Source organism: Exiguobacterium sp. RIT452 (assembly GCF_003598705.1).
Taxonomy (GTDB): domain Bacteria; phylum Bacillota; class Bacilli; order Exiguobacteriales; family Exiguobacteriaceae; genus Exiguobacterium_A; species Exiguobacterium_A undae.
Window position 1 is genome coordinate 31,197 of sequence record NZ_QXJB01000010.1, and the last position, 23,017, is coordinate 54,213.

General features: G+C 48.2%; 24 protein-coding genes and 2 other annotated features. All 24 genes read right to left on the bottom strand.

Going from position 1 to position 23,017, the window contains the following annotated elements:
* Positions 1-14: 14 nt before the first annotated feature.
* Positions 15-3,572: a DNA-directed RNA polymerase subunit beta gene (rpoB, locus tag D3D03_RS15590; RefSeq protein ID WP_026834306.1), complete on the bottom strand. Its 3,558-nt coding sequence runs from the start codon at positions 3,570-3,572 to the stop codon at positions 15-17.
* A gap of 230 nt (positions 3,573-3,802) precedes the next feature.
* A complete protein-coding gene (locus D3D03_RS15595) occupies positions 3,803-4,399 on the bottom strand; it encodes a class I SAM-dependent methyltransferase (protein WP_119924076.1) in 597 nt (198 codons plus the stop codon).
* An 83-nt stretch (positions 4,400-4,482) separates the two neighbouring features.
* The gene (gene rplL / locus D3D03_RS15600) at positions 4,483-4,848 is read right to left on the bottom strand and encodes a 50S ribosomal protein L7/L12 (RefSeq protein ID WP_026834308.1); all 366 of its coding nucleotides are present in this window, start codon (positions 4,846-4,848) and stop codon (positions 4,483-4,485) included.
* Positions 4,849-4,924: 76 nt separating this feature from the next.
* Positions 4,925-5,431 carry a 50S ribosomal protein L10 gene (gene rplJ / locus D3D03_RS15605; protein ID WP_014969141.1) on the bottom strand — a complete coding sequence of 169 codons (507 nt, stop codon included), beginning with the start codon at positions 5,429-5,431 and terminating at the stop codon, positions 4,925-4,927.
* A gap of 50 nt (positions 5,432-5,481) precedes the next feature.
* Positions 5,482-5,636 (bottom strand) — a sequence feature (ribosomal protein L10 leader region).
* A gap of 54 nt (positions 5,637-5,690) precedes the next feature.
* A complete protein-coding gene (gene rplA / locus D3D03_RS15610) occupies positions 5,691-6,377 on the bottom strand; it encodes a 50S ribosomal protein L1 (protein ID WP_026834309.1) in 687 nt (228 codons plus the stop codon).
* Positions 6,378-6,493: 116 nt separating this feature from the next.
* A complete protein-coding gene (gene rplK, locus D3D03_RS15615; protein ID WP_012368996.1) occupies positions 6,494-6,919 on the bottom strand; it encodes a 50S ribosomal protein L11 in 426 nt (141 codons plus the stop codon).
* Between the two features lie 149 nt (positions 6,920-7,068).
* Complete coding sequence (nusG, locus tag D3D03_RS15620) at positions 7,069-7,620, bottom strand: transcription termination/antitermination protein NusG (protein WP_026834310.1); 552 nt, start codon at positions 7,618-7,620, stop codon at positions 7,069-7,071.
* 19 nt (positions 7,621-7,639) lie between these two features.
* Positions 7,640-7,810, bottom strand: coding sequence for a preprotein translocase subunit SecE (secE, locus tag D3D03_RS15625; RefSeq protein WP_012368994.1), 171 nt, complete (start codon positions 7,808-7,810; stop codon positions 7,640-7,642).
* 44 nt (positions 7,811-7,854) lie between these two features.
* Entirely contained in the window at positions 7,855-8,001 is a 147-nt protein-coding gene (gene rpmG / locus D3D03_RS15630; RefSeq protein ID WP_012368993.1) for a 50S ribosomal protein L33, read from the bottom strand.
* A gap of 157 nt (positions 8,002-8,158) precedes the next feature.
* Positions 8,159-8,800, bottom strand: a complete 642-nt coding sequence (gene sigH / locus D3D03_RS15635) for an RNA polymerase sporulation sigma factor SigH (protein ID WP_026834311.1) — start codon at positions 8,798-8,800, stop codon at positions 8,159-8,161.
* Between the two features lie 191 nt (positions 8,801-8,991).
* Positions 8,992-9,522, bottom strand: coding sequence for an NYN domain-containing protein (locus tag D3D03_RS15640; RefSeq protein WP_026834312.1), 531 nt, complete (start codon positions 9,520-9,522; stop codon positions 8,992-8,994).
* Positions 9,519-10,283, bottom strand: a complete 765-nt coding sequence (gene rlmB / locus D3D03_RS15645; protein WP_026826906.1) for a 23S rRNA (guanosine(2251)-2'-O)-methyltransferase RlmB — start codon at positions 10,281-10,283, stop codon at positions 9,519-9,521. Before rlmB ends, D3D03_RS15640 begins: the two co-directional genes overlap by 4 nt.
* A gap of 94 nt (positions 10,284-10,377) precedes the next feature.
* Positions 10,378-10,782 carry a Mini-ribonuclease 3 gene (locus tag D3D03_RS15650; RefSeq protein WP_026834313.1) on the bottom strand — a complete coding sequence of 135 codons (405 nt, stop codon included), beginning with the start codon at positions 10,780-10,782 and terminating at the stop codon, positions 10,378-10,380.
* Positions 10,779-12,176, bottom strand: coding sequence for a cysteine--tRNA ligase (gene cysS, locus D3D03_RS15655; RefSeq protein WP_026834314.1), 1,398 nt, complete (start codon positions 12,174-12,176; stop codon positions 10,779-10,781). The genes D3D03_RS15650 and cysS overlap by 4 nt, the downstream gene beginning before the upstream one ends.
* Positions 12,130-12,813, bottom strand: coding sequence for a serine O-acetyltransferase (gene cysE / locus D3D03_RS15660; RefSeq protein ID WP_026834315.1), 684 nt, complete (start codon positions 12,811-12,813; stop codon positions 12,130-12,132). Before cysE ends, cysS begins: the two co-directional genes overlap by 47 nt.
* A 45-nt stretch (positions 12,814-12,858) precedes the next feature.
* Positions 12,859-13,076, bottom strand: a binding site (T-box leader).
* Positions 13,076-14,521: a glutamate--tRNA ligase gene (gene gltX, locus D3D03_RS15665; protein ID WP_119924078.1), complete on the bottom strand. Its 1,446-nt coding sequence runs from the start codon at positions 14,519-14,521 to the stop codon at positions 13,076-13,078. Its footprint overlaps the feature before it by 1 nt.
* A gap of 45 nt (positions 14,522-14,566) precedes the next feature.
* Positions 14,567-15,049, bottom strand: a complete 483-nt coding sequence (gene ispF / locus D3D03_RS15670) for a 2-C-methyl-D-erythritol 2,4-cyclodiphosphate synthase (RefSeq protein WP_026834317.1) — start codon at positions 15,047-15,049, stop codon at positions 14,567-14,569.
* A 2-nt stretch (positions 15,050-15,051) separates the two neighbouring features.
* Positions 15,052-15,735 carry a 2-C-methyl-D-erythritol 4-phosphate cytidylyltransferase gene (ispD, locus tag D3D03_RS15675; RefSeq protein WP_119924079.1) on the bottom strand — a complete coding sequence of 228 codons (684 nt, stop codon included), beginning with the start codon at positions 15,733-15,735 and terminating at the stop codon, positions 15,052-15,054.
* 58 nt (positions 15,736-15,793) lie between these two features.
* A complete protein-coding gene (locus D3D03_RS15680; RefSeq protein ID WP_119924080.1) occupies positions 15,794-16,885 on the bottom strand; it encodes a PIN/TRAM domain-containing protein in 1,092 nt (363 codons plus the stop codon).
* 131 nt (positions 16,886-17,016) lie between these two features.
* Positions 17,017-18,393 carry a DNA repair protein RadA gene (gene radA / locus D3D03_RS15685; RefSeq protein WP_026834320.1) on the bottom strand — a complete coding sequence of 459 codons (1,377 nt, stop codon included), beginning with the start codon at positions 18,391-18,393 and terminating at the stop codon, positions 17,017-17,019.
* 75 nt (positions 18,394-18,468) lie between these two features.
* Positions 18,469-20,922, bottom strand: coding sequence for an ATP-dependent protease ATP-binding subunit ClpC (clpC, locus tag D3D03_RS15690; protein ID WP_026834321.1), 2,454 nt, complete (start codon positions 20,920-20,922; stop codon positions 18,469-18,471).
* Positions 20,922-21,995 carry an ATP--guanido phosphotransferase gene (locus D3D03_RS15695; RefSeq protein ID WP_026834322.1) on the bottom strand — a complete coding sequence of 358 codons (1,074 nt, stop codon included), beginning with the start codon at positions 21,993-21,995 and terminating at the stop codon, positions 20,922-20,924. The genes clpC and D3D03_RS15695 overlap by 1 nt, the downstream gene beginning before the upstream one ends.
* Positions 21,988-22,416: a hypothetical protein gene (locus D3D03_RS15700; RefSeq protein ID WP_026834323.1), complete on the bottom strand. Its 429-nt coding sequence runs from the start codon at positions 22,414-22,416 to the stop codon at positions 21,988-21,990. The genes D3D03_RS15695 and D3D03_RS15700 overlap by 8 nt, the downstream gene beginning before the upstream one ends.
* Positions 22,417-22,432: 16 nt before the next feature.
* Positions 22,433-22,888 (bottom strand): CtsR family transcriptional regulator, encoded by a 456-nt coding sequence (locus D3D03_RS15705; RefSeq protein WP_026834324.1) that lies wholly within the window; start codon positions 22,886-22,888, stop codon positions 22,433-22,435.
* Between the last annotated feature and the right edge of the window lie 129 nt (positions 22,889-23,017).

The window sequence follows — 23,017 nt, forward strand, 5'->3', positions numbered from 1 at the left end:
GACCTCCCTTTCGCTTATTCCTCTTCAGTAACAACTGGTGCGACAGGCGCTTGAACTTCTTCGAGTGCTGGAGTCGCGTTCGGGATGTTGTCCTCGTCGTCGTCTTTCATTTCGATCTCTTCATCTTCGGCAGACATCATCTTAACATCCATACCCAGTGATTGAAGCTCTTTAATGAGGACTCGGAACGATTCCGGTACGCCCGGTTGTGGTACATTTTCACCTTTAACAATCGCTTCATATGCTTTGACACGACCGATTGTATCATCCGACTTGATTGTCAGGATCTCTTGGAGCGTATAAGCGGCACCATATGCTTCCAGTGCCCATACTTCCATCTCACCGAAACGCTGTCCACCGAACTGGGCTTTACCACCGAGCGGCTGCTGCGTAACGAGTGAGTAAGGACCCGTCGAACGTGCGTGAAGTTTATCATCGACCATGTGGGCGAGTTTGATCATATACATGACACCGACCGAGATACGGTTGTCGAAGGCTTCACCAGAACGTCCATCATAAAGGATGGTTTTGGCGTCGCGATCCATACCGGCTTCTTCAATCGTTGCCCAAACATCTTCCTCACGCGCACCATCGAATACCGGTGATGCGACTTTGATTCCGAGTTGGCGTGCAGCCATACCAAGGTGAAGCTCGAGCAACTGCCCGATGTTCATCCGTGATGGTACACCAAGTGGGTTCAACATGATGTCGATTGGTGTGCCGTCTGGCATGTACGGCATGTCTTCTTCTGGCAAGATACGTGAGATAACACCTTTGTTACCGTGACGTCCCGCCATTTTATCTCCTTCGTGAATCTTACGCTTCTGAACGATGTACGCACGGATCAACTGGTTGACACCAGGTGACAGTTCGTCGCCGTTATCACGATCGAAGATTTTCACGTCAAGGATGATACCGTCGCCGCCGTGTGGTACACGGAGTGATGTATCACGGACTTCACGTGCTTTTTCACCGAAGATGGCATGAAGCAGGCGTTCTTCAGCTGTCAATTCCGTTACGCCCTTAGGTGTAACTTTACCGACCAGGATATCCCCGTCTTTAACTTCAGCACCGACGCGGATGATTCCGCGGTCGTCGAGGTTTTTCAGGGCGTCGTCGCCGACGTTCGGAATGTCACGAGTGATCTCTTCCGGTCCGAGTTTTGTATCACGCGACTCACACTCATATTCCTCGATGTGGATCGACGTGTAGACATCGTCTTTCACGAGACGTTCGCTCATGATGACGGCATCCTCGTAGTTGTAACCATCCCATGTCATGAAACCGACGAGTACGTTACGACCAAGCGCAAGTTCCCCACCGTCCATCGATGGACCATCTGCAAGAATCTCGCCTTTATCGACTGGATCGCCTGCTTTGATGATTGGTTTTTGGTTATAGCACGTTCCTTGGTTGGAACGGATGAATTTTTGAATCTTGTAACGATCGAGCTCACCTTGAACGATGTTGCCATCGACTTCCGTCGTACGACGGACAAGGATTTCACGCGCCGTTACACGCTCAGCGATACCTGAGTGTTTTGCAACAACCGCAGCACCTGAGTCTTTCGCAGACACGTACTCCATTCCTGTTCCGACAATCGGTGATTCCGGATCGAGAAGTGGGACGGCCTGACGTTGCATGTTTGCTCCCATGAGGGCACGGTTCGAGTCATCGTTCTCAAGGAACGGGATACATGCCGTCGCTGCCGAAACAACCTGTTTCGGAGATACGTCCATGTAATCGACACGAGCTGGTTCGACAGACAAGTTTTGTCCACGGAAACGTGATAAGACGTGTGTATCTTGGAACGTCTTCTCTTCCGTCAACAACATGTTTGCCTGTGCGACGACGTAGAGATCTTCTTCGTCTGCCGTCATGTAGTGGATTTCATTCGTGACGACACCCGTTTCCGGATCGACACGACGGTATGGTGCTTCAATGAAACCATACTCATTGACCTTCGCGAACGAAGACAGTGAGTTGATCAGCCCGATGTTCGGACCCTCAGGCGTTTCGATTGGACACATACGGGAATAATGCGAGTAGTGAACATCTCGGACTTCGAAGCCGGCACGCTCACGTGTAAGACCACCGGGTCCAAGTGCAGAGAGACGACGTTTGTGCGTCAACTCGGCAAGCGGGTTCGTTTGGTCCATGAACTGTGACAACTGCGAGCTACCGAAGAACTCTTTAATCGATGCGATAACCGGACGAATGTTGATCAATGCCTGTGGCGTGATCGCGTTCTGATCCTGAATCGACATCCGCTCTTTAACGACACGTTCCATACGAGAAAGCCCGATCCGGAACTGGTTTTGGAGCAATTCACCGACTGAACGGAGACGACGGTTACCGAGGTGGTCGATATCGTCTGTCGTTCCTACTTCATGCAACAAGTTGAAGAAGTAGTTGATAGCAGAAATCATGTCAGCAGGCGTAATGTGCTTGATGTCACGATCGATGTTACCGTTACCGATGATATTGATGATGCGTTCACCTTCAGCATCGTCCGGTGCGAACACCTTGATCGACTGCAAGTTGAAGGCTTCGCCTTGTGTTACGCCGCCAGTTGGCGTCGCTTCGATATAACCGACAGATCCTTCAAGGAATGGCAGAACCTTATCGAGCATACGACGATCAAGGACTGTTCCTTCTTCTGCGATTACTTCACCTGTTTCCGGATCCACAAGCGTTTCCGCAAGTTTCTGTCCGAACAGACGATTCTTCAAATGAAGTTTTTTATTGATTTTATAACGACCAACGTTTGCCAAATCATAACGTTTCGGGTCAAAGAACCGTGACACGAGAAGTGCTTTCGCATTTTCGACAGTCGGTGGCTCTCCCGGACGCAGACGCTCGTAAATCTCGATGAGGGCTTTTTCCGTTGTTTCTGTATTATCTTTTTCAAGGGAGTTGCGGAGGTATTCATCATCTCCAAGGAGATCGATGATTTCCTGATCCGTGCCGAAACCAAGAGCACGTAAAAGAACCGTTACTGGAATCTTACGCGTGCGGTCGATTCGGACATATACGATATCCTTCGCATCTGTCTCAAGTTCGAGCCATGCTCCACGGTTCGGGATGACCGTTGCCGAAAATCCACGTTTACCGTTCTTATCTAACTTATTGTTGTAATACACACTTGGCGAACGAACAAGCTGAGAAACGATGACTCGTTCCGCACCATTAATAATGAATGTTCCCGACTCCGTCATAAGCGGGAAGTCACCCATGAAGACTTCTTGTTCCTTCAATTCACCCGTCTCTTTGTTTTGAAGACGGACTTTTACGCGTAGTGGTGCCGAATAGGTCACATCGCGTTCTTTTGATTCATCAATCGAATACTTCGGCTCTCCGAGCGAGTAGTCGATGAATTCTAATACGAGATTTCCAGTGAAGTCGGAAATCGGCGAGATATCATGAAACATCTCACGAAGACCTTCCCGCAGGAACCATTCGTATGAATTCGTTTGAATCTCAATAAGATTTGGAAGTTCTAATACTTCGCTGATACGTGCATAGCTTCTTCTCTGACGGTGACGACCGTACTGAACAAGTTGACCAGTCAACTGATTCACCTCTCAGACCCACTTCTTCTTCTAGAGAAGGACGGGTGTAATATCGAACATTGAAGCCATTTTTTGACCGATAAGCGCAAAAAAGCGACGTCTTGTCTACTCAATCATCTGTAGTCGAGAACGCCAGCTGCTTCAAACTGCTTATCCAAAAATCACTCCAATGGCATTTTATAATACTATCATAGACATTAGACAAGGTCAACGACAAATCACTCGATTTGTCAAGACCGAATTGATTTAAATATCGAGTACCCTTTATCCCGGGTAACGGTTTCACATGAACCAAAGACTTCTTCCATCAATTTTTTCGCTGACGGTCCGCCTTGTTTTTTCTGAATGACGACCCATAAGGCACCGCCGATTTCCAAATGATCATACGCTTCCCGTAAAATCCGGTGAACCACAGTTTTTCCTGCGCGAATCGGTGGATTCGTCACGATCGCTGCAAACGTCTGATCAACCACGCCAGCGTATCCGTCACTTACACCGGTCGTCACGGAAACACCATTCGCACGTGCGTTGTCAGCAGCAAGCTCAAGCGCCCGCTCGTTTACATCAACCAAAACCGCTTCTCGTCCAGTCGTCTTCGCCAGGGAAATGCCCATCGGTCCATAGCCGCAACCGACATCAAGAATTGCACCGGTGACGTCTGGTTCGACAAATGCTTCTATTAAAAGGCGTGAACCAAAATCAACGCCGCCTTTTGAAAAGACACCATGATCGGATGTAAAACGGAACGTTTCACCACGTAATACAAACTCCCACGACTTCGGATCCCGTTTCGAGGAGGGATCATTTGTGTAATAATGATCTGCCATGTTTCCTTCCCCTCTCTGCATTAAAGTTGAAAACAAAAGAAGCCCGCAAAGCGAGCTTCTTTTGTTTTACGTGAAGAAGAAAATTACTTAACTTCTACAGTAGCGCCAGCTTCTTCAAGCTTAGCTTTGATTGCGTCAGCGTCTTCTTTCGAAACGCCTTCTTTAACTGGAGCTGGAGTTCCGTCAACGAGTGCTTTCGCTTCTTTAAGACCGAGGCCTGTCAATTCGCGAACTGCTTTGATGACGTTGATTTTACCAGATCCTGCGTTTGTGAGGATAACGTCGAATTCAGTTTGCTCTTCAGCTGCTGCTGCGCCTGCACCTGCTGCTGCTACTGGAGCTGCTGCTGATACGCCGAATTCTTCTTCGATTGTTTTTACGAGTTCGTTAAGTTCAAGAACAGTCATGCCCTTGAGGTCTTCGATAAATTGCTCTTTGTTGAAAGCCATTATGGTTTTCCTCCTTTGATTTAGCCCACGTTGGGGTTTGAAAAATTGTGTGTTTGCCTATCCCGCTAAGCGGACATTAAGCAGATTGTTCTTCTTTTTGCTCTGCAATTGCGTTCGTTGCCACCGCAAGACCACGGATTGGCGCTTGAAGCACGCTGAGAAGCATCGAAAGGAGACCTTCGCGTGATGGAAGTTCCGCAAGGGCTTTGACATCTTCTACTGAAGTGACTTTGCCTTCGATGATACCACCTTTAAGCTCAAGAGCTTTGTGTTCTTTCGAGAAGTTGTTTAAGATCTTAGCTGGAGCGATAACGTCTTCATTGCTGAAGGCGATCGCAGTAGGACCTGTAAAGACTTCCTCAAGACCTTCAAGATTGCTTTGAACTGCTGCACGGCGGAGGAGACCGTTTTTGTAAACTTTGAATTCAACACCCGCTTCGCGGAGTTGTTTACGAAGTTCAGTCACTTCGTCTACTGTGAGACCACGGTAGTCGACGACGATCGTTCCAGCACTCGCTTGCATTTTCTCAGCGATCTCAGATACGAGATCCGCTTTGACAGCGATAACTTTTTCGTTTGCCATTTCTGTTGCACCTCCTGGTAAATGGAATGTACCGGCGCGAGGGGCTGCTCGATTTCAAATAAAAAGCCTCCGTCTGCGAAGCAGAGGAGGCGTAATCGTCAAAAAGGATACCTGAACAAACAGGCTCTCTGAGCAAGAACACCTCGGAAGGGTTTATGCTCAATCGATGAGCACCTTCTGTCTACGGTATGTCGAATATATCAACGTTTTATACTGTAACAGCGTTCTTAGAACGTTGTCAAGTTCGTTTTAGACGAAATTATTTCGCGAAGTCAGCTGAAGATACTTTTACACCAGGACCCATTGTTGAAGCGATCGCGATGTTCTTAAGGTAGATACCTTTAGCAGTAGCAGGCTTAACTTTAACGAGTGTTTCGATGACTGTGTTGATGTTCTCAACAAGTTTCGTGTCATCGAATGATTTTTTACCGACAGGAACGTGGATGTTACCTGATTTGTCGACACGGTACTCAACTTTACCAGCTTTGATATCGTTGATTGCTTTTGTGACGTCAAATGTAACTGTTCCTGTTTTCGGGTTAGGCATGAGGCCTTTAGGTCCGAGAACACGACCGAGTTTACCAACTTCACCCATCATGTCAGGTGTCGCAACGATAACATCGAAGTCGAACCATCCTTGTTGGATTTTAGTGATGTACTCAGAATCACCAGCGAAGTCTGCTCCAGCAGCTTCCGCTTCTTTCAATTTCTCACCTTTAGCAAAGACGAGAACTTTTTGTGTTTTACCAGTACCGTGTGGCAATACGACTGCTCCACGGATTTGTTGATCTGCTTTCTTCGGATCGACTCCGAGACGAACAGCAAGTTCGATTGTTTCATCGAATTTCGCAGTTGCAGACTTTTTAGTCAAGTCTACCGCTTCAGCGAGTTCGTATGAAACCGTACGATCGATAAGTTTAGCAGCTTCTTTATACTTCTTACCCATTTTAGGTTCCTCCTTTGTGGTTGTGCGGAAAATCCTCCCACATAATGAAAGGGTAGCAAGGCTTCAAGTAACTATCCGCCTGCGACCCTCATCGTTGTTCATTGCAATCAAAAGACTCAGTCTTCGATTACGATACCCATAGAACGTGCAGTACCTTCAACCATCAACATCGCTGTTTCAACAGATGCTGCGTTGAGGTCTGGCATTTTCGTTTCAGCGATTTCGCGAACTTTGTCACGTTTGACAGTCGCTACTTTCTTACGGTTAGGCTCGCCTGAACCGCTCTCGATTCCAGCTGCTTTCTTCAAGAGAACTGCTGCTGGTGGAGTTTTAGTAATAAACGTAAATGAACGATCTTCAAAAACCGTGATGACTACAGGAATAATCAAGCCGGCTTGGTCTTGTGTACGAGCGTTGAACTCTTTACAGAAGCCCATGATGTTCACACCTGCTTGACCGAGTGCCGGTCCAACTGGTGGAGCTGGGTTTGCTTTGCCCGCAGGAATTTGAAGTTTAACTAGTTTCATAACCTTCTTCGCCACGAGACACACCTCCTTAATTCTTTAATGTGGTTTAATTGGACGTTGCGCGTCCTCCCACTCATTCTATTCGACGAGTAATTTATCGAAATAAGCACAACATCAAACAGGAAAAATTGTACCATTAAAACAAAAGTTTCGCAATAGGAAACTTAATCTATTTTCTCAACCTGTGAGAAATCAAGCTCCACTTTTGTTTCACGACCGAACATATCGACAGAAACCTTCATTTTTTCCGTTTCCGTGTCGAGCTCTTCAACCGTTCCTTCCAAGTTCTCAAACGCACCTTCTTTGATCCGAACAATTTGTCCCATTGCAAAGTCGTAACGACTCTTCATGTCGACAAGTCCCATTGATCCAAGAATGTTTTCTGCTTCTTCAGGAAGAAGTGGTGTCGGTTTTGAACCGCCGCCGACCGAACCAAGGAATCCTGTGACGTTCGGCGTGTTACGGACGACGTACCAAGAATCATCGGTCATGACCATTTCCACGAGGACATACCCCGGGAAGATCTTGATTTCACGTTCCTTGATTTTCGTCTCGCCTTTTTTATTTGTTACTTCTTCCTGTACCGTTTCGATCGGAACGAGTACACGGAAGATTTTCTCGTCCATGTTCATAGACTCGATCCGACGCTCAAGGTTCGCCTTGACGTTGTTTTCGAATCCAGAGTACGTTTGGACAACAAACCACTGCTTATCCATGGTACGTCACCTCTTCTTTTTACTTAATCAACCAACTCATGAATGCGCTGAGCCCAGAATCGACACCAAAGATGAAGACACCCATGAAAATGACCATACCGATTACGGTCAGTGTATACTTCGTCAGTTCTTTTCGTTTTGGCCAGCTCGTCTTTTTCAGTTCATTCCATACGTCACGCAAAAATTTCATCGTACTTTCCCTCCAGGATGTATTAAATCGGGACAGATGAAGCCTTATTTCGCTTCTTTATGAATCGTATGCGCGTTACAGCGGCGACAGAACTTTTTCAGTTCCAAGCGGATGCTGACATCCTCTTTTTTCATCGTCGTGTAGTCGCGGGCACCGCAAATATCACAAGCAAGGCCTACTTTCTTCGCCATCTCAAAAGACCTCCTTCTTTGCCACTCTTTCTCTTTGCGAAGAGAAGTCTCTCTCCAAAAAAGAGCGTAAAAAAAAACGCCTATGAGCGGCGTCTCGCTAGTAAGGCGCTATTTATACAGTAGCACACCCGGATTCAGTGGTCAATCCACCTCTCGATCATACTGTCAGTTTCCGCGCCTCAAGGTACCGTTCCAGTTTCTTCTTGACGCGTTGCAATGCATTATCGATCGACTTTACATGGCGGTCGAGATCATCCGAAATTTCCTGATACGTTCTACCGTCCAAGTAAAGGGCCAGGACTTTTCGTTCCAGATCACTTAAAATTTCATCCATCTTACTTTCGATATCGGCATACTCTTCCCGGTTGACGATCAAGATTTGCGGATCAGACGGCGCCGTCGACGTGATGATATCGAGTAACGTCCGTTCCGATTCGTCATCGTAAATCGGTTTATCCAGCGAGATGTACGAATTAAGCGGAATATGTTTTTGACGTGTCGCTGTTTTGATGGCTGTGATCATCTGTCGTGTAATGCAGAGTTCGGCAAATCCTTTAAACGAAGCCAACTTATCGGTCCGGTAATCACGAACCGCTTTATACAGTCCGATCATGCCTTCTTGAACGATATCTTCCCGGTCCGCTCCGATTAAGAAGTAAGACCGTGCTTTAGCTCGTACGAAGTTGCGATACCGCTCGATCAGAAATTCGAGCGCATCACTGTTGTCAAATACCTTCGCTTGTTCCACAAGCGCCTCATCGGTCATGCACTCAAACTGGTCGAACGAAACCAAACTCATCCTTCATCCCTCCAAGCTTCTCTAGCCAACTAATCGATTGTTTCTAATTATACAATAATTTCCTATCGTACGACAATGAAAATTGGCATGACCTCTTTTTGTCTTAACGGTCGGATGAAGATTCGGCACAGATGACGATAAAAAAAAACGGGATCCACGACTGTATCGTGAACCCCGCTTGTCCGACTATTTTATGAATCTGAATTTTTACGCCGTCGGATTTCTTCCAGACGTTCGATGACATCCGCCGGCATATCGATTGTCGACCGCGGTTTTTTGCTGGTCTTCGACATCGTCGTCTGCCCCCGGATGACAACGACGGCCGCCTTCCAGTCCCGGCGTAACTCCTGTGCCGAAATCCGCAACGCACCCAGTGTGAAAATGACCCACTGCTCGGTGAAGTCGTTTGTCGCAACCGTCAGTTTAACCCGGATGTCCTGCAACCATTCCGCTGCTGTTTTTTCAATCCATTCATCCGCCGTCTCGTTTTCACGTGTATAGATGACTTCGATCCCGCTTTTCTTAATGCGGGACTCTCGTCCCGGTTGCAAGTAGGCATCAAACACAATCGTCACACTGATTCCCGTGACGGCTTGATACTCGGCCATCGCATCGACCAATCGTTCCCGTGCTAATTCAAAATCCTGCTCCCGCAATGTCCGGAATTCCGGCCATGCGCCAATGATATTGTAGCCATCAACGATCAGACGGTCATATTTCATCGCGAATACGGCTTTCTCGTCCGGTAGACCTCATACAACAGTAACGAGGCTGCGACCGATGCATTGAGTGATGTGACGTGCCCTGCCATCGGGAGATGCACGAGGAAATCACATTTTTCACGGACGAGTCGACTCATCCCCTTGCCTTCACTGCCGATGACGATTCCAAGTGGCATCGTCCCGTCAAGCGTTCGGTAATCATCACTTTCGCGTGCATCCGTTCCAACAAACCAGATGCCCTTTTTCTTCAAGTCTTCCATCGTCCGGGTCAAGTTCGTCACGCGGACAACCGGAATGTGTTCGATTGCCCCTGTTGAGGCTTTGGCGACGACTTGTGTCAATCCGACCGACCGGCGTTTTGGAATGATGATCCCGTGGGCACCGACGGCGTCCGCCGTCCGGAGAATCGATCCGAGGTTATGTGGATCTTCCAGCTCGTCGAGCAAAATCATCAGCGGCGTTTCGTCTTTCTTCTCTGCGAGCGCGAAGATGTCATCCAGCTCCGCATATTCGTAGGCAGCGACGGCAGCCACGACACCCTGGTGGTTGTCACTGCCTGTCAGCCCGTGTAATTTCGAACGCGGGACGATTTGTGTCTGGACACCGGCTTCTTTCGCCATCGCATGGATGACGGCAAGCGGTCCCTTCTGCTGTCCTTCTTGAATAAAGAGCTTATTCATCTCACGACCCGTCCGCAATGCTTCAAGGACCGGATTACGTCCGTATAAGAAATCCTGCCCTTCCTCAAGCGGCTCGATCACGATCGAATCTTCTTGTTTTGGTTCGACCTTCTTCTGTTTCGTTTTTTCGCCGTGCGGCTTGTCGTTTTTTGGTTTCCGCGACGGGTGAACCGATTTATTTTCCGTCCGCTGCTTCGGCTTCGAGTAATTCGAACGCTTGTCCGATGAGTTCTTCAAGACGATCTCCTCCTTCTGAAAGATAGACATATCCTAACAAGGCTTCAAATGCCGTCGCATAACGGTACGTGTGGACATCCGTGCTTTTAGGGACGGATCCAGACTTCGCATTTTTTCCGCGACGGACAACAGCTTGTTCTTCTTCTGTCAACGTATTTTCGTTTAACCAATGTGTCACGACAAAGGCTTGGGCTTGCGCACGAACATAACGAATGGCGGCTTGATGCAACTCACCCGGTTTGACGAATCCTTGATCAAGCAACCGTTCCCGGACATGCATCTCATAGACGACGTCGCCCATGTAAGCGAGCGCCAACGCATTTAATTGTTTGTAGTTCTTCATCCGCGCTTCCACCGCATCCCTTGTGCTGTATCCTCAAGCAAGATGCCTTGATCACGCAATTGATCACGGATCGCATCCGCACGGGCGAAGTCACGTTCTTTTCGTGCTGTGTCACGATCGCGAATCAGCTGTTCGACTTCTTCATCAAGTAATCCTTTGTCGACCGTCAACGTCACACCGAGGACCGTTGAAAGTTCTTGGAAGACCGCTAAGAATTGTTCGAGGACTTCCGTTGCGACTTGGTCCTCGCCAAGATAGAGGTTCGCTTCTTTTGATAAATCAAACAAATCCGTCACAGCATTGGCTGTATTGAAATCATCATCCATCGATGTAATGAAATGTTGTTTGATTTCCTCGATCCGCTTCAACCATTTTTCGTTTGCTGTTCCAAGGTTCGCGGTCATTGCCAAACGGTGTTCGACGTTTGCGACCGATTCCCGGATCCGGGCCAGACCATTTGCCGCCTGATCGATCAATTCACGGCTGTAGTTGATCGGATGACGGTATTGGACCGACAACATGAAGAAACGCAAGACCATCGGATCAACCGCTTGAATCGCTTCATGGACTGTCAGGAAGTTACCGAGGGATTTTGACATCTTTTCATTTTCAATGTTGAGGAATCCGTTGTGCATCCAGTAATTCGCGAACTTTTGCGAATTGCAGGCTTCCGACTGGGCAATCTCATTCTCGTGGTGGGGGAACTTCAAGTCCTGTCCGCCCGCGTGAATATCAATCGTGTCGCCGAGATACTTTTTCGCCATCGCCGAGCACTCGATGTGCCAGCCGGGACGTCCTTCTCCCCATGGACTTGTCCAAGCCGGTTCGCCCGGTTTCGCTGCTTTCCATAACACGAAATCAAGGGGATCTTCTTTTTTCTCGCCGACTTCAATCCGGGCACCGGACCGGAGCTCATCAATCGACTGTTGGCTCAATTGTCCGTAATCTTTGAAACTGCGTGTCCGGAAATAGACGTCTCCACTCGAGGCATAGGCATTTCCCTTTTCAACGAGCACTTCGATGAAGGCAATGATATCGTCCATCGTTTCCGTCACAAGCGGGTGGATGTCTGCCTTTTGAACGTTCAATGCACCTGTATCCGCGTGGTAAGCATCGATGAACCGTTTCGTCAAGGCATGGTAGTCTTCACCGAGTTCGTTTGCTGTGCGGATGATTTTATCATCCACATCCGTGAAGTTCGAGACGTATTTGACGTCATACCCCCGATACGTGAAGTAGCGGCGGACCGTATCAAACACGATTGCCGGACGGGCATTTCCAATATGGATGTAATTGTAGACGGTCGGGCCGCAGACATACATCTTGACCTTTCCCTCTTCTAACGGTTTAAATGGTTCCTTTTTTCCGGTCATGCTGTTGTACAGTTGTATCATGGCGGCGTCCTCCTTTTATTCGTTCAATTTCACGTTTTAACCGATCCAGTTCCAGCTCGATTCGTTCCTGGCATTCGCTGACGGGATCCGGGAGTTGATGATCAAGCGGCGCATTGACCTTGATGCCGTCTTGAATGACGACTCGTCCGGGAATACCGACGACTGTCGCATTCGCCGGAACATCCTTTAACACAACGGAACTCGCACCGATTTTTGAGGAGTCACCGATTGTAATATCACCCAGTACACGTGCTCCAGCAGAAACCAACACCCCATCGCCGAGCGTCGGATGCCGTTTTCCGGTTTCTTTCCCCGTCCCTCCAAGTGTCACACCTTGAAAGATCGTCACATCGTCGCCGATGATGGCCGTTTCGCCGATGACGACTCCCATACCGTGATCGATGAAGAAACGCCGGCCGATCGTTGCACCGGGATGGATTTCGATTCCCGTGATGAAACGACTGAATTGCGACAGCATCCGGGCAGCCAGGTGCAGATTCATCTTCCACATGCGATGAGCCAGCCGGTGCATCCAGACCGCATGCAGTCCGGGATAGGTCAACACCACTTCCATCGCACTCCGGGCAGCTGGATCCTGCTTAAATACATTTCGGATATCTTCACGCATCCGTGTCATGTTTGTTCTCCTCTCCATAAGAAAAAGCGCCTCCGTGCATCGCTGCACAGAGACGCTAATCAGCGCGGTCCCACTCTGTTTGGATGAACGGGTCATCCCTCTCCGGTCCGTTAACGCCGGAGATACGTCTACGCCTACTCTCACTGATTTCGGGTAGCACTCAGAGGGGCATTTCGCGAACGCGTCCGTTCAAGCTCTCTCACCGTTCAAGCTTGTCTCTGTACAACAGACATCGTCACTACTTTCCTCATCTACGCTTTATTTATGCGTCCAGACGCGCAAGTACGCGGTCTTTTCCTAATAGTTGAATCGTGTTTGGAAGCTCTGGTCCGTGTGTTTGTCCGGTCGTTGCGACACGGATCGGCATGAACAGATTTTTCCCTTTTTGTCCGGTTGCTTTTTGAGTCGCTTTGATCGCGCCTTTGATGGCTTCCGGTGTCCATTCCTCAAGCGTCCGCAACTGTGCTGCGAATTCACTCAAGACAGCAGGAACCGTTTCTCCTGCCAAGACAGTGTTTGCCTCTTCATCATACACCAGTTCATCCTCAAAAAACATCTCTGAAAGCTCAACAATTTCCGCACCGTGTGTCATTTGTTCGCGGTACAGTCCAACCAAGTTTTGCGCCCAGACGAGTTCTTCTTCCGTCGGCTCACTCGAGACACGTCCTGCTTCTTGTAAGAACGGCAGGCTCGCTTCGAATACTTCTTCAAACGATTGGTGTTTCATGTATTGACCGTTGATCCAAGCAAGTTTTTGTTGGTCAAAGACAGCCGGACTCTTCGATAGACGAGATGCATCAAAAATTTCGATGAACTCCTCTTTCGTAAAGATTTCCTGTTCGCCGACCGGTGACCATCCGAGCAACGTCACGAAGTTGAGTAACGCTTCCGGCAGGTAACCGAGGTCTTTGTACTGCTCGATGTATTGAATGATCGATTGATCACGTTTCGACAGTTTTTTGTGTTCTTCGTTGACGATCAATGTCATGTGACCGAATGTCGGGTACTCCCAACCAAACGCATCATAAATCATCATCTGTTTTGGTGTGTTCGAGATGTGGTCGTCTCCGCGGAGAACATGACTGATCGCCATCAAGTGGTCATCGATGACAACAGCGAAGTTGTACGTCGGGATACCGTCTTTTTTGACGATGACCCAGTCTCCGAAGTCTTTTGATTCAAACGAGACGTCTTCTTTGACGATGTCATTCCATGTATACGTGACCGCTTCCGGGACACGGATCCGAATCGACGGCGTCCGGCCTTCTGCCACAAATGCCTCTTCTTGTTCCTGTGTCAGGTTGCGGTGTGCACCCGAATAACGGGGTGCTTCGCCGCGGGCAATCTGGGCTTCCCGCTCTGCTTCGAGTTCTTCTGAAGTCATGTAGCACCGGTATGCGAGGCCTTTTTCAAGCAACTCGTCCGTATACTTCTTGTACAGATCCAGTCGTTCCATTTGGAAATAAGGACCGTACTCCCCGCCGCGACCCGGACCTTCGTCCCAGTCGATGCCGAGCCATTCCAGATACTTCATCTGACTTTCAACACCACCATCGATGTTTCGCTTCTGATCCGTATCCTCAATTCGTAAAATCATCTTGCCGCCTGCGTGCCGTGCAAACAGGTAGTTGAACAATGCTGTTCGTGCATTCCCGATATGAAGGTGTCCCGTTGGACTTGGTGCATAACGTACACGTACTTCTGCCATTACCGATCCACTCCTTTAGTCTAAAATTCGCTTACCTAGTATACCTTATTCTTCGATTCGTTTCAGCAAAATCACAGCCTGACACGCGATTCCTTCTTCCCGTCCCGTAAAGCCGAGCCATTCCGTCGTCGTTGCCTTGACGTTAATCTGCTCGATATCCGCTTCCAGCAATTCCGCAATCCGGGCCCGGATTGTGTCGATGTACGGACGTAACTTCGGCGCCTGTGCGATGACGGTTGCATCGAGATTCCCAAGTTCGTATCCCTCGGCTTTGACAAGCGCATAGACATGTTGCAACAACTTCGCCGAGTCCGCGTCCTTGAATTCCGGATCCGTATCCGGGAAATGTTTCCCGATGTCACCGGCTGCGATGGCTCCGAGTGCCGCGTCCGCAATCGTATGTAACAACACGTCCGCATCCGAGTGACCAAGCAATCCTTTAGTGTGTGGAATCTCAATCCCACCTAAAATCAGTTTCCGATCCTCTGCAAATGCATGTACATCAAAACCTTGTCCAATTCGAATCATCATCATTTCCCTCGTTTCGTTAAAATCGCTTCACCAAACAATAAGTCGTCCGGTGTCGTCACTTTAATGTTCTCGTATTGTCCGGTGACCCAAGTCACCGTTCCTCCGTCCCATTCTATCAAACTTGCGTCATCCGTACCTAAAAATTCGGTTGCCGCTTTTTCGTGAACGGTCCGAATCACTTCCAGCTGAAAAGCTTGCGGTGTCTGGGCTGCCATCAACTCATCACGGGGGACTGTCTCGACGATCTCATCATGTTGAATCCGTTTGACCGTATCCTTGATCGGAACACCTAAAATTGCAGCCCCGGTCTGTTCGGCTGCTTCGACGACCTGCTGAATCGATTCGATTGTCACGAATGGTCGTGCCCCGTCATGAATCAAGACGATTCCCGGTTCTGTGATGACTTCCAGTCCACGCTGGACACTTTCCTGACGCTCACGTCCGCCCGGAACGAGACGGATCGGTGTTTGATACTGTGCCGTCATCTCTTCAAACCAAATCTGTTCGACCGGATTGATGGCTAAGATGATTTCAAGACACGCCGGATCCTGCTCAAAAACATCGAGTGTCCATTCGATGATCGACCGGTCCCGTAATGTCAGCATCAACTTGTTTCGATCCGCCCCCATCCGTTTTCCTGCTCCGGCAGCCGGAATGACGATCCGGTATGTATGTTCTTTCATCTAATTCCCTCTTTTCACATAAGTAAAGACTGCCAAAACAGATTTGGCAGTCCCTTGTTTATTTTTCTTGTGGTTTCGCAAAAATCATCCGACCTGCAGACGTTTGCAGAACACTGGTCACGACGACACCAATCGTCTTCGAAATCAAATGTTTTCCCTCTTCGACGACGACCATCGTCCCGTCCTCGAGGTACGCAATTCCCTGTTTTTGCTCTTTTCCTTCTTTGATGACAAGGACCGTCATCTCTTCACCCGGAATCACGACTTGTTTGACGGCATTCGCCAAATCGTTGATGTTCAAGACCGGTACGTTCCGGACTTCACAGACCTTATTTAAGTTGTAATCGTTGGTCACGACGATCCCTTTGATCAGTTCGGCAAGCTTAATCAACTTGATGTCAACTTCCGGTACATCTTCAAAATCACCATCATAAATTTCAACTTCCATCCCGGGAATCGACTGCAATTCCTTGAGGACATCCAGCCCGCGGCGTCCACGGTTCCGCTTCAGTGTATCGGATGAGTCGGCGATATACTGCAACTCACCGATGACGAATTGAGGGACAATCAATTTGCCTTCCACGAATCCGGTTTTGGCGATATCCGTGATCCGACCGTCGATGATGACACTCGTATCGAGTACTTTACTGTTCGATTTTGCGACGACGACGGGTTCTGCCGCCGCTTTTTTCTCAGTTTGATTGTTGTTGTTGCGCAAGAAGACTTTTGTCAGTTCATGACGCTTCCGGTAACCGACGGTAAATCCGAGGTAGCCGAACAGGACTGCGACAATCATCGTTAACACGTTACTCAGTAAAGGAATACCGACAAGTTCAATCAACATACTGACGAGAAAGGCCATGACAAGACCAATCAATAGACCAAATGTGCCGAAAAACAAATCGGCGACAGGTGCTTTCACTAATTTTTCTTCTAAAAACCGGAGAAGTCGAATCACAGAATCCGTAATGAATAATCCAATTAATAAAAATATGAGTGCACCAATCGTTCCTGTTACGTATGTGGTCATCAACCATTCCGGGAAAGCCGTCTTCGTCGCTGCTTCAATCAGTTGAAATAATTCAGGAAGCAACAAGATACCAAGCGCAAGACCTAGTAACGCAAAAAAGATCCTGATGACGATTTTCAATCTTCCCACCTCCTTCTATTATTTTAAGTTCATTGTAACATGTATTTATTTGATTCACCTACGGCTTAAGGTGGGGAAACTGTTTACAATTCTTTAACACCTTCCCCATCTTTTCCCGCAGTTGAAACCGCTTAAAACGGAATTGTCTCACGTAAGGCTTCATCGACACTTTCAACACCGATCACCGTGATGCCGGGAGGATAGGTCCAACCCCCGAGGTTGTTTTTCGGAATGATCGCCCGCGTGAAACCGAGCTTGGCTGCTTCGGCGACACGTTGTTCAATCCGGGATACCCGTCTGACTTCTCCTGTCAAACCGACTTCGCCAATGACGACGTCAGTCGGACGTGTTGGCTTATCACGGAAACTCGAGGCGACGGCAACACAAATCGCTAAATCGATTGCCGGTTCATCCAATTTGACACCACCTGCTGCCTTGAGATACGCATCCTGGGTTTGAAGCAACAAGCCGGACCGTTTTTCCAGAACTGCCATCAATAAAGCCACTTTATTTTGATCAATGCCTGTCGCCATACGGCGTGGATTACCAAATGAGGTCGGTGAAATCAACGCCTGTAACTCAACGAGGACTGTTCGCGTCCCTTCCATCGAGGCGACGATTGTCGATCCGGAAACACCGGACGTCCGTTCTTCGAGGAAAATCTCCGACGGATTCAAGACTTCTTCGAGTCCCGATTCCCGCATTTCAAAAATCCCGATCTCATTGGTTGAACCAAACCGGTTTTTGACGGCACGTAAAATCCGGAACGTATGATGACGTTCTCCTTCAAAATACAATACGGCATCAACCATGTGCTCAAGCAGACGGGGACCCGCAATCGAACCTTGTTTCGTCACATGACCGACGATAAAGATAGCGATTCCGCGGCTCTTCGCGATTTTCATCAGCATCGCTGTACATTCACGGACTTGCGTGACGCTACCCGGCGCTGACTGGATCTCATCGATATACACCGTCTGAATCGAGTCAATGATCAAAAAGCCCGGGTTTTCTTCATCGACGACCCGTTCGATCATGTTCATATCGGTTTCACTTAACACGAACAAATCCTGTGTCGGTAATCCCAGTCGTTCAGCTCGTAATTTCGTTTGTTTCAGTGATTCTTCTCCTGAAATATAGAGCACCTTTTCGCCCCGTTGTGCGAGACGGGCACTTGTCTGGAGTAATATCGTCGATTTCCCGATTCCGGGATCTCCTCCGACCAGTACCATCGATCCGGGAACGATTCCCCCACCGAGCACACGGTCAAACTCACTGCTTCCGGTAAAGACGCGGCTTTCTTCCTGCGAAACGATATTCGACAAACGTTCCGGTTTTAATTGCTTTGTCGTCGTATGCACAAAAGCAGAACCACGACGGGCTTTTTTCTCTTCTACGACTTCTTCGACCATCGTGTTCCATTCGCCACAGCCCGAACAACGGCCCATCCATTTTGGAGATTCCGTTCCACAACTTTGGCAGACAAATTTCGTCTTCAGTTTAGCCAATCGATTCATCCTTTCTCTTTATCAAGAAAAAAATCCAGCTTTCGCCTCATACTTGCGAAAGCTGGACCCTGTTGATCACTTATTCTCAGTCGTTGCTGGTTCAGCTTGATGACGACGGACGATAAATTCACCGTTCTCGACATCAAGTGCCACGCGTTCACCTTTTTGGATGTCTCCCGCAAGCAATGCTTCCGATAGACGATCCTCCGCTTCCCGTTGAAGCGCTCGGCGAATCGGACGGGCTCCGTATTCCGGATCGTATCCGACATCTGCGATTTTCGAGAGGGCTGCTGGTGTCAACTCGAAATGCACCTGTTGTTCAGCAAGTCGTTGTTCCAGTGTTTTCGCCATCAACTTCACGATTTCTTCGATGTGTTTTTTCTCAAGTGAGTGGAAGACGATGGTTTCGTCGATCCGGTTCAAGAATTCAGGGCGGAAAGCTTTTTTGAGCTCATCCATGACTTTGCCCTTCATGTCTTTGTACTCACGATCCGTATCATCCGAGACGGCAAATCCAACATATTTATTGCGTTTAAGGGCACTTGCCCCGACGTTCGATGTCATGACGATGATCGTATTTCGGAAATCGACCGTCCGGCCTTTTGAATCCGTCAAACGACCGTCATCAAGCACTTGAAGTAAGATGTTGAAGACTTCAGGGTGTGCTTTTTCGATTTCATCCAACAAGATGACCGAGTATGGTTTCCGGCGAACTTTTTCCGTTAACTGACCGCCCTCTTCATATCCGACATATCCTGGAGGAGAACCGACCAAACGACTTGTTGCATGTTTCTCCATGTACTCGGACATATCGATGCGGATGATGGCATCCTCGTCACCAAACATGGCTTCTGCGACTGCTCGTGCCAGTTCCGTCTTACCAACACCAGTTGGACCGAGGAAGATGAACGAACCGATTGGACGTTTTGGATCTTTTAGTCCTGCCCGCGCACGGCGGATGGCTTTTGAAATCGATTTGACGGCTTCGTCTTGACCGATGACACGTCCATGCAGAATTTCTTCGAGACGTAATAAACGATCCGTTTCTTCTTCTGCGATTTTCGTGACCGGAACACCTGTCCAGTTGGCGACGACTTGCGCGATATCATCTTTTGTCACTTCTAGTTTTTCATTGCCTTGCTTGTTCTGCCATTCTTCTTTCAAACGTTCCAATTCATCCCGTAATTTTTGTTCCGTATCACGGAGACTGGCTGCTTTTTCGAATTCCTGGCTTTGAACTGCTTCATCTTTGTCTTTACGAATGCCTTCAAGCTTCGCTTCGACTTCTTTTAAGTTTGGTGGTGCCGTGTAAGAACGTAAACGGACTTTTGAAGCCGCTTCGTCGATCAAGTCGATCGCTTTATCCGGTAGGAAACGGTCTGAGATATAACGGTCCGAGAGTGTTACAGCTTCTTGGATCGCTTCATCCGTGATGGTGACACGGTGGTGGGCTTCATAACGGTCACGCAGACCAAACAAGATTTGTGTTGCTTCATCCGTTGTCGGCTCAGCGACTTGGATCGGTTGGAAACGACGTTCGAGTGCCGCATCTTTTTCGATGTATTTCCGGTACTCATCCAGTGTCGTTGCTCCGATACATTGAAGTTCACCACGAGCGAGTGACGGCTTGAGGATGTTCGAGGCATCAATCGCCCCTTCCGCTCCACCGGCACCGATTAACGTGTGCAACTCATCGATGAAGAGAATGATGTTTCCAGCCTGACGAATCTCGTCCATGACTTTCTTCAAACGATCTTCAAACTCACCACGGTACTTCGTTCCCGCAACGAGTGTCCCCATATCGAGCACCATGACGCGTTTATTCCGTAACGTCTCCGGTACTTCGTTATTGATGATTTGTTGGGCAAGCCCTTCAACGACTGCTGTCTTACCAACACCCGGTTCCCCGATTAATACGGGATTGTTTTTTGTCCGACGACTTAAGACTTCAATGACCCGTTGGATTTCTTTGGCACGACCGATGACTGGGTCGAGACGTGTCTCACGTGCTTGTTGCGTCAAATCACGCGCTAGACCATCAAGTGTCGGTGTTGCGACACCTGAGCCGGCTTGTGAAGCGTTTGCTGTCGTTTCGCTGTTCCCAAGCAACTGAAGTACTTGCTGACGGGCTTTTGAAAGGCTGATCCCGAGATTGTTCAAGACACGTGCTGCGACACCTTCTCCTTCACGGATTAAACCGAGTAAGAGGTGTTCCGTTCCAACGTAAGAGTGACCGAGTTTACGGGCCTCATCCATCGAAAGTTCGATGACTTTTTTCGCGCGTGGTGTATAGTGGATCGTTGTCGCGCCATCTTGACCGCGACCAATTAAAGCTTCAACTTCCATCTGAATCTTATCTGAACTGAGTCCGAGTGCTGTTAAGGCTTTTGCCGCAATCCCGTCTCCTTCACGTACAAGTCCGAGTAAAATGTGTTCTGTCCCGATATTATGGTGACCAAGACGTACCGCTTCTTCTTGTGCAAGTGCGAGTACGCGTTGAGCACGTTCTGTGAATCGTCCAAACATCATTACGCAAAACCTCCTTGTGTGTGATCCCTGTTTGTCTGTTCGGTTAACATCTCACGAATGACTGTCGCTCGTTCGATGTCCCGTTCTCTTGATGTTAATTGTTTCCCGAAATGCTTTTGTAGAAAACCTGTTTGTAGTGATACAAGTAAATGATGGAACAAGTTTGGCGGCAAAGTGACGGCCAACCCTAGGCTATCTGCCAGACGGACATCGGATAAGCGTTCGGTTGCTTCCCGTGCCGTAATCAAACGTGCCGATTTTAAGATACCGTACGACCGATAAAGTCGGTCTTCTAGTTCTTCTTGATACATCTCCAATAATCCTTTTCTTGCAGCCTGTTCTGCTTCAATTAATGCTTCAACGGCAAATTGATAATCAGTAATCAGCATGTCTTCACTGGCTCCAAGCGTCCGTTGATTCGACAGTTGGAACATTCTTCCCGAGGCGTCGCTTCCTTCGCCGTACCGTCCACGAATCGCAAAACCCAGTTGCCGCAGGTGTTTGATATACCCTTGGATCTGATTCGTCAGGACAAGTCCAGGTAGATGTAACATCACAGAAGCCCGCAACCCTGTCCCGACGTTACTCGGGCACGTCGTCAAATAACCGAGTGTATCGTCAAAGGCGATTTTAAACCGTTCACTGATCAAACGATCCACTTGTTTGGCAACCCGGAATGCTTCTTCTAATTGCAGCCCCGGTAAAAGCGTCTGAATCCGGAAATGATCTTCCTCATTCACCATGACACTGATCTGTTCATCTTCGCTGACGAAAAGTCCGGTCCGTGGATGTGTCGCAAGAGCAGGACTGATTAAATGCTTTTCTACTAAAGCAGTTCTTGTCAACGCATCAACTTGATCGACCCGTCCGAACTGAAATCCTTTTAAGCCCGACAATTGACGTTCTGTTTCGTTGATCAAAGCATTGGCTTGATCTTCTGTCATGCGGGTCGAAAACGGATAATGGGTGACGTTTCGCGCCAATCGAATCCGTGTCGAGACGACGATATCATCGTACGGAGCTTGTTGATCCATCTTTTCGCTGAGAGGCCGCGTCAATAATTGTTCAAACATGGCGCAAATCCTCCTCGACGTTCAAAATTTGCTGTTTGATGAGTTCGGCTTCCTCGTAGTCTTCCGATAAAATCTTCCGGTTCAACTGTTCTTTGAGTCGACTTAACTGCTGGGACAAGCGTCTTTCAACCGACTCTTCTTCCGGACGTGATCCATAATGCTTTGTATGACCGTGTTGAAACTGACGAATCATCCCATCTACTTCTTCTTTAAAAAACGAATAGCATGTCGCACAACCAACTTTTCGGACATGTAAAACTTGTTGACGTGTCATTCCACACGAAGGACAAGCGGTTTCTTGATAGGCTTTTGCCAACTCTTTTACGCATACGGAACAGAGTATCTGTTCCGTTCCCTCTTGATCTTGTGGAAGTTTGACACGCACGACGGCTTCTCGTTCACCACACCGTTGACAACGCATACTCATTCCTCCCGCGTCAAAGTCGCTTAATGGTTTGCAGGACTGTCTGCATCAAGTGAGCCCGCATTCGACGTTGGTCTTCAAGCGCCATCGGCAAACTTTCCTTTTGTAACAACGATTGAATGACAATGGCTTCTCGTCGTGTTAAAAGTTGTTCATTCACCAATCGAATCAGATAATCTTCTGCTGCTTGTTGCGTCAAATCATTTCCAATCCATCGGCTCATCTCATCGAGCAGATCGTGGCTATCCAGAATTACAATCTTTTGAATCCGGATATACCCACCACCACCACGCTTACTTTCGACGAAATATCCTTTTTCAATCGTAAAGCGGGTATTGATGACATAATTGATTTGTGAGGGTACACAATCAAAACGTTCGGCAATCTCTTGACGTTTGATTTCAATTTTTTTCTGGTCATGTAAAATCTGCTTTAAATAGGCTTCGATGATATCTGTGATGTTTTGCATGGGCACCACCTCTCTGACCATCTTTGACTATTATTTGATTTAATAGTAATCATCTTAAAAGTGAATTGCAACCATTTCGCCTTTTCATCCGAAGTACACAAAAAAGCCGACCTGCAAATGCAGATCGGC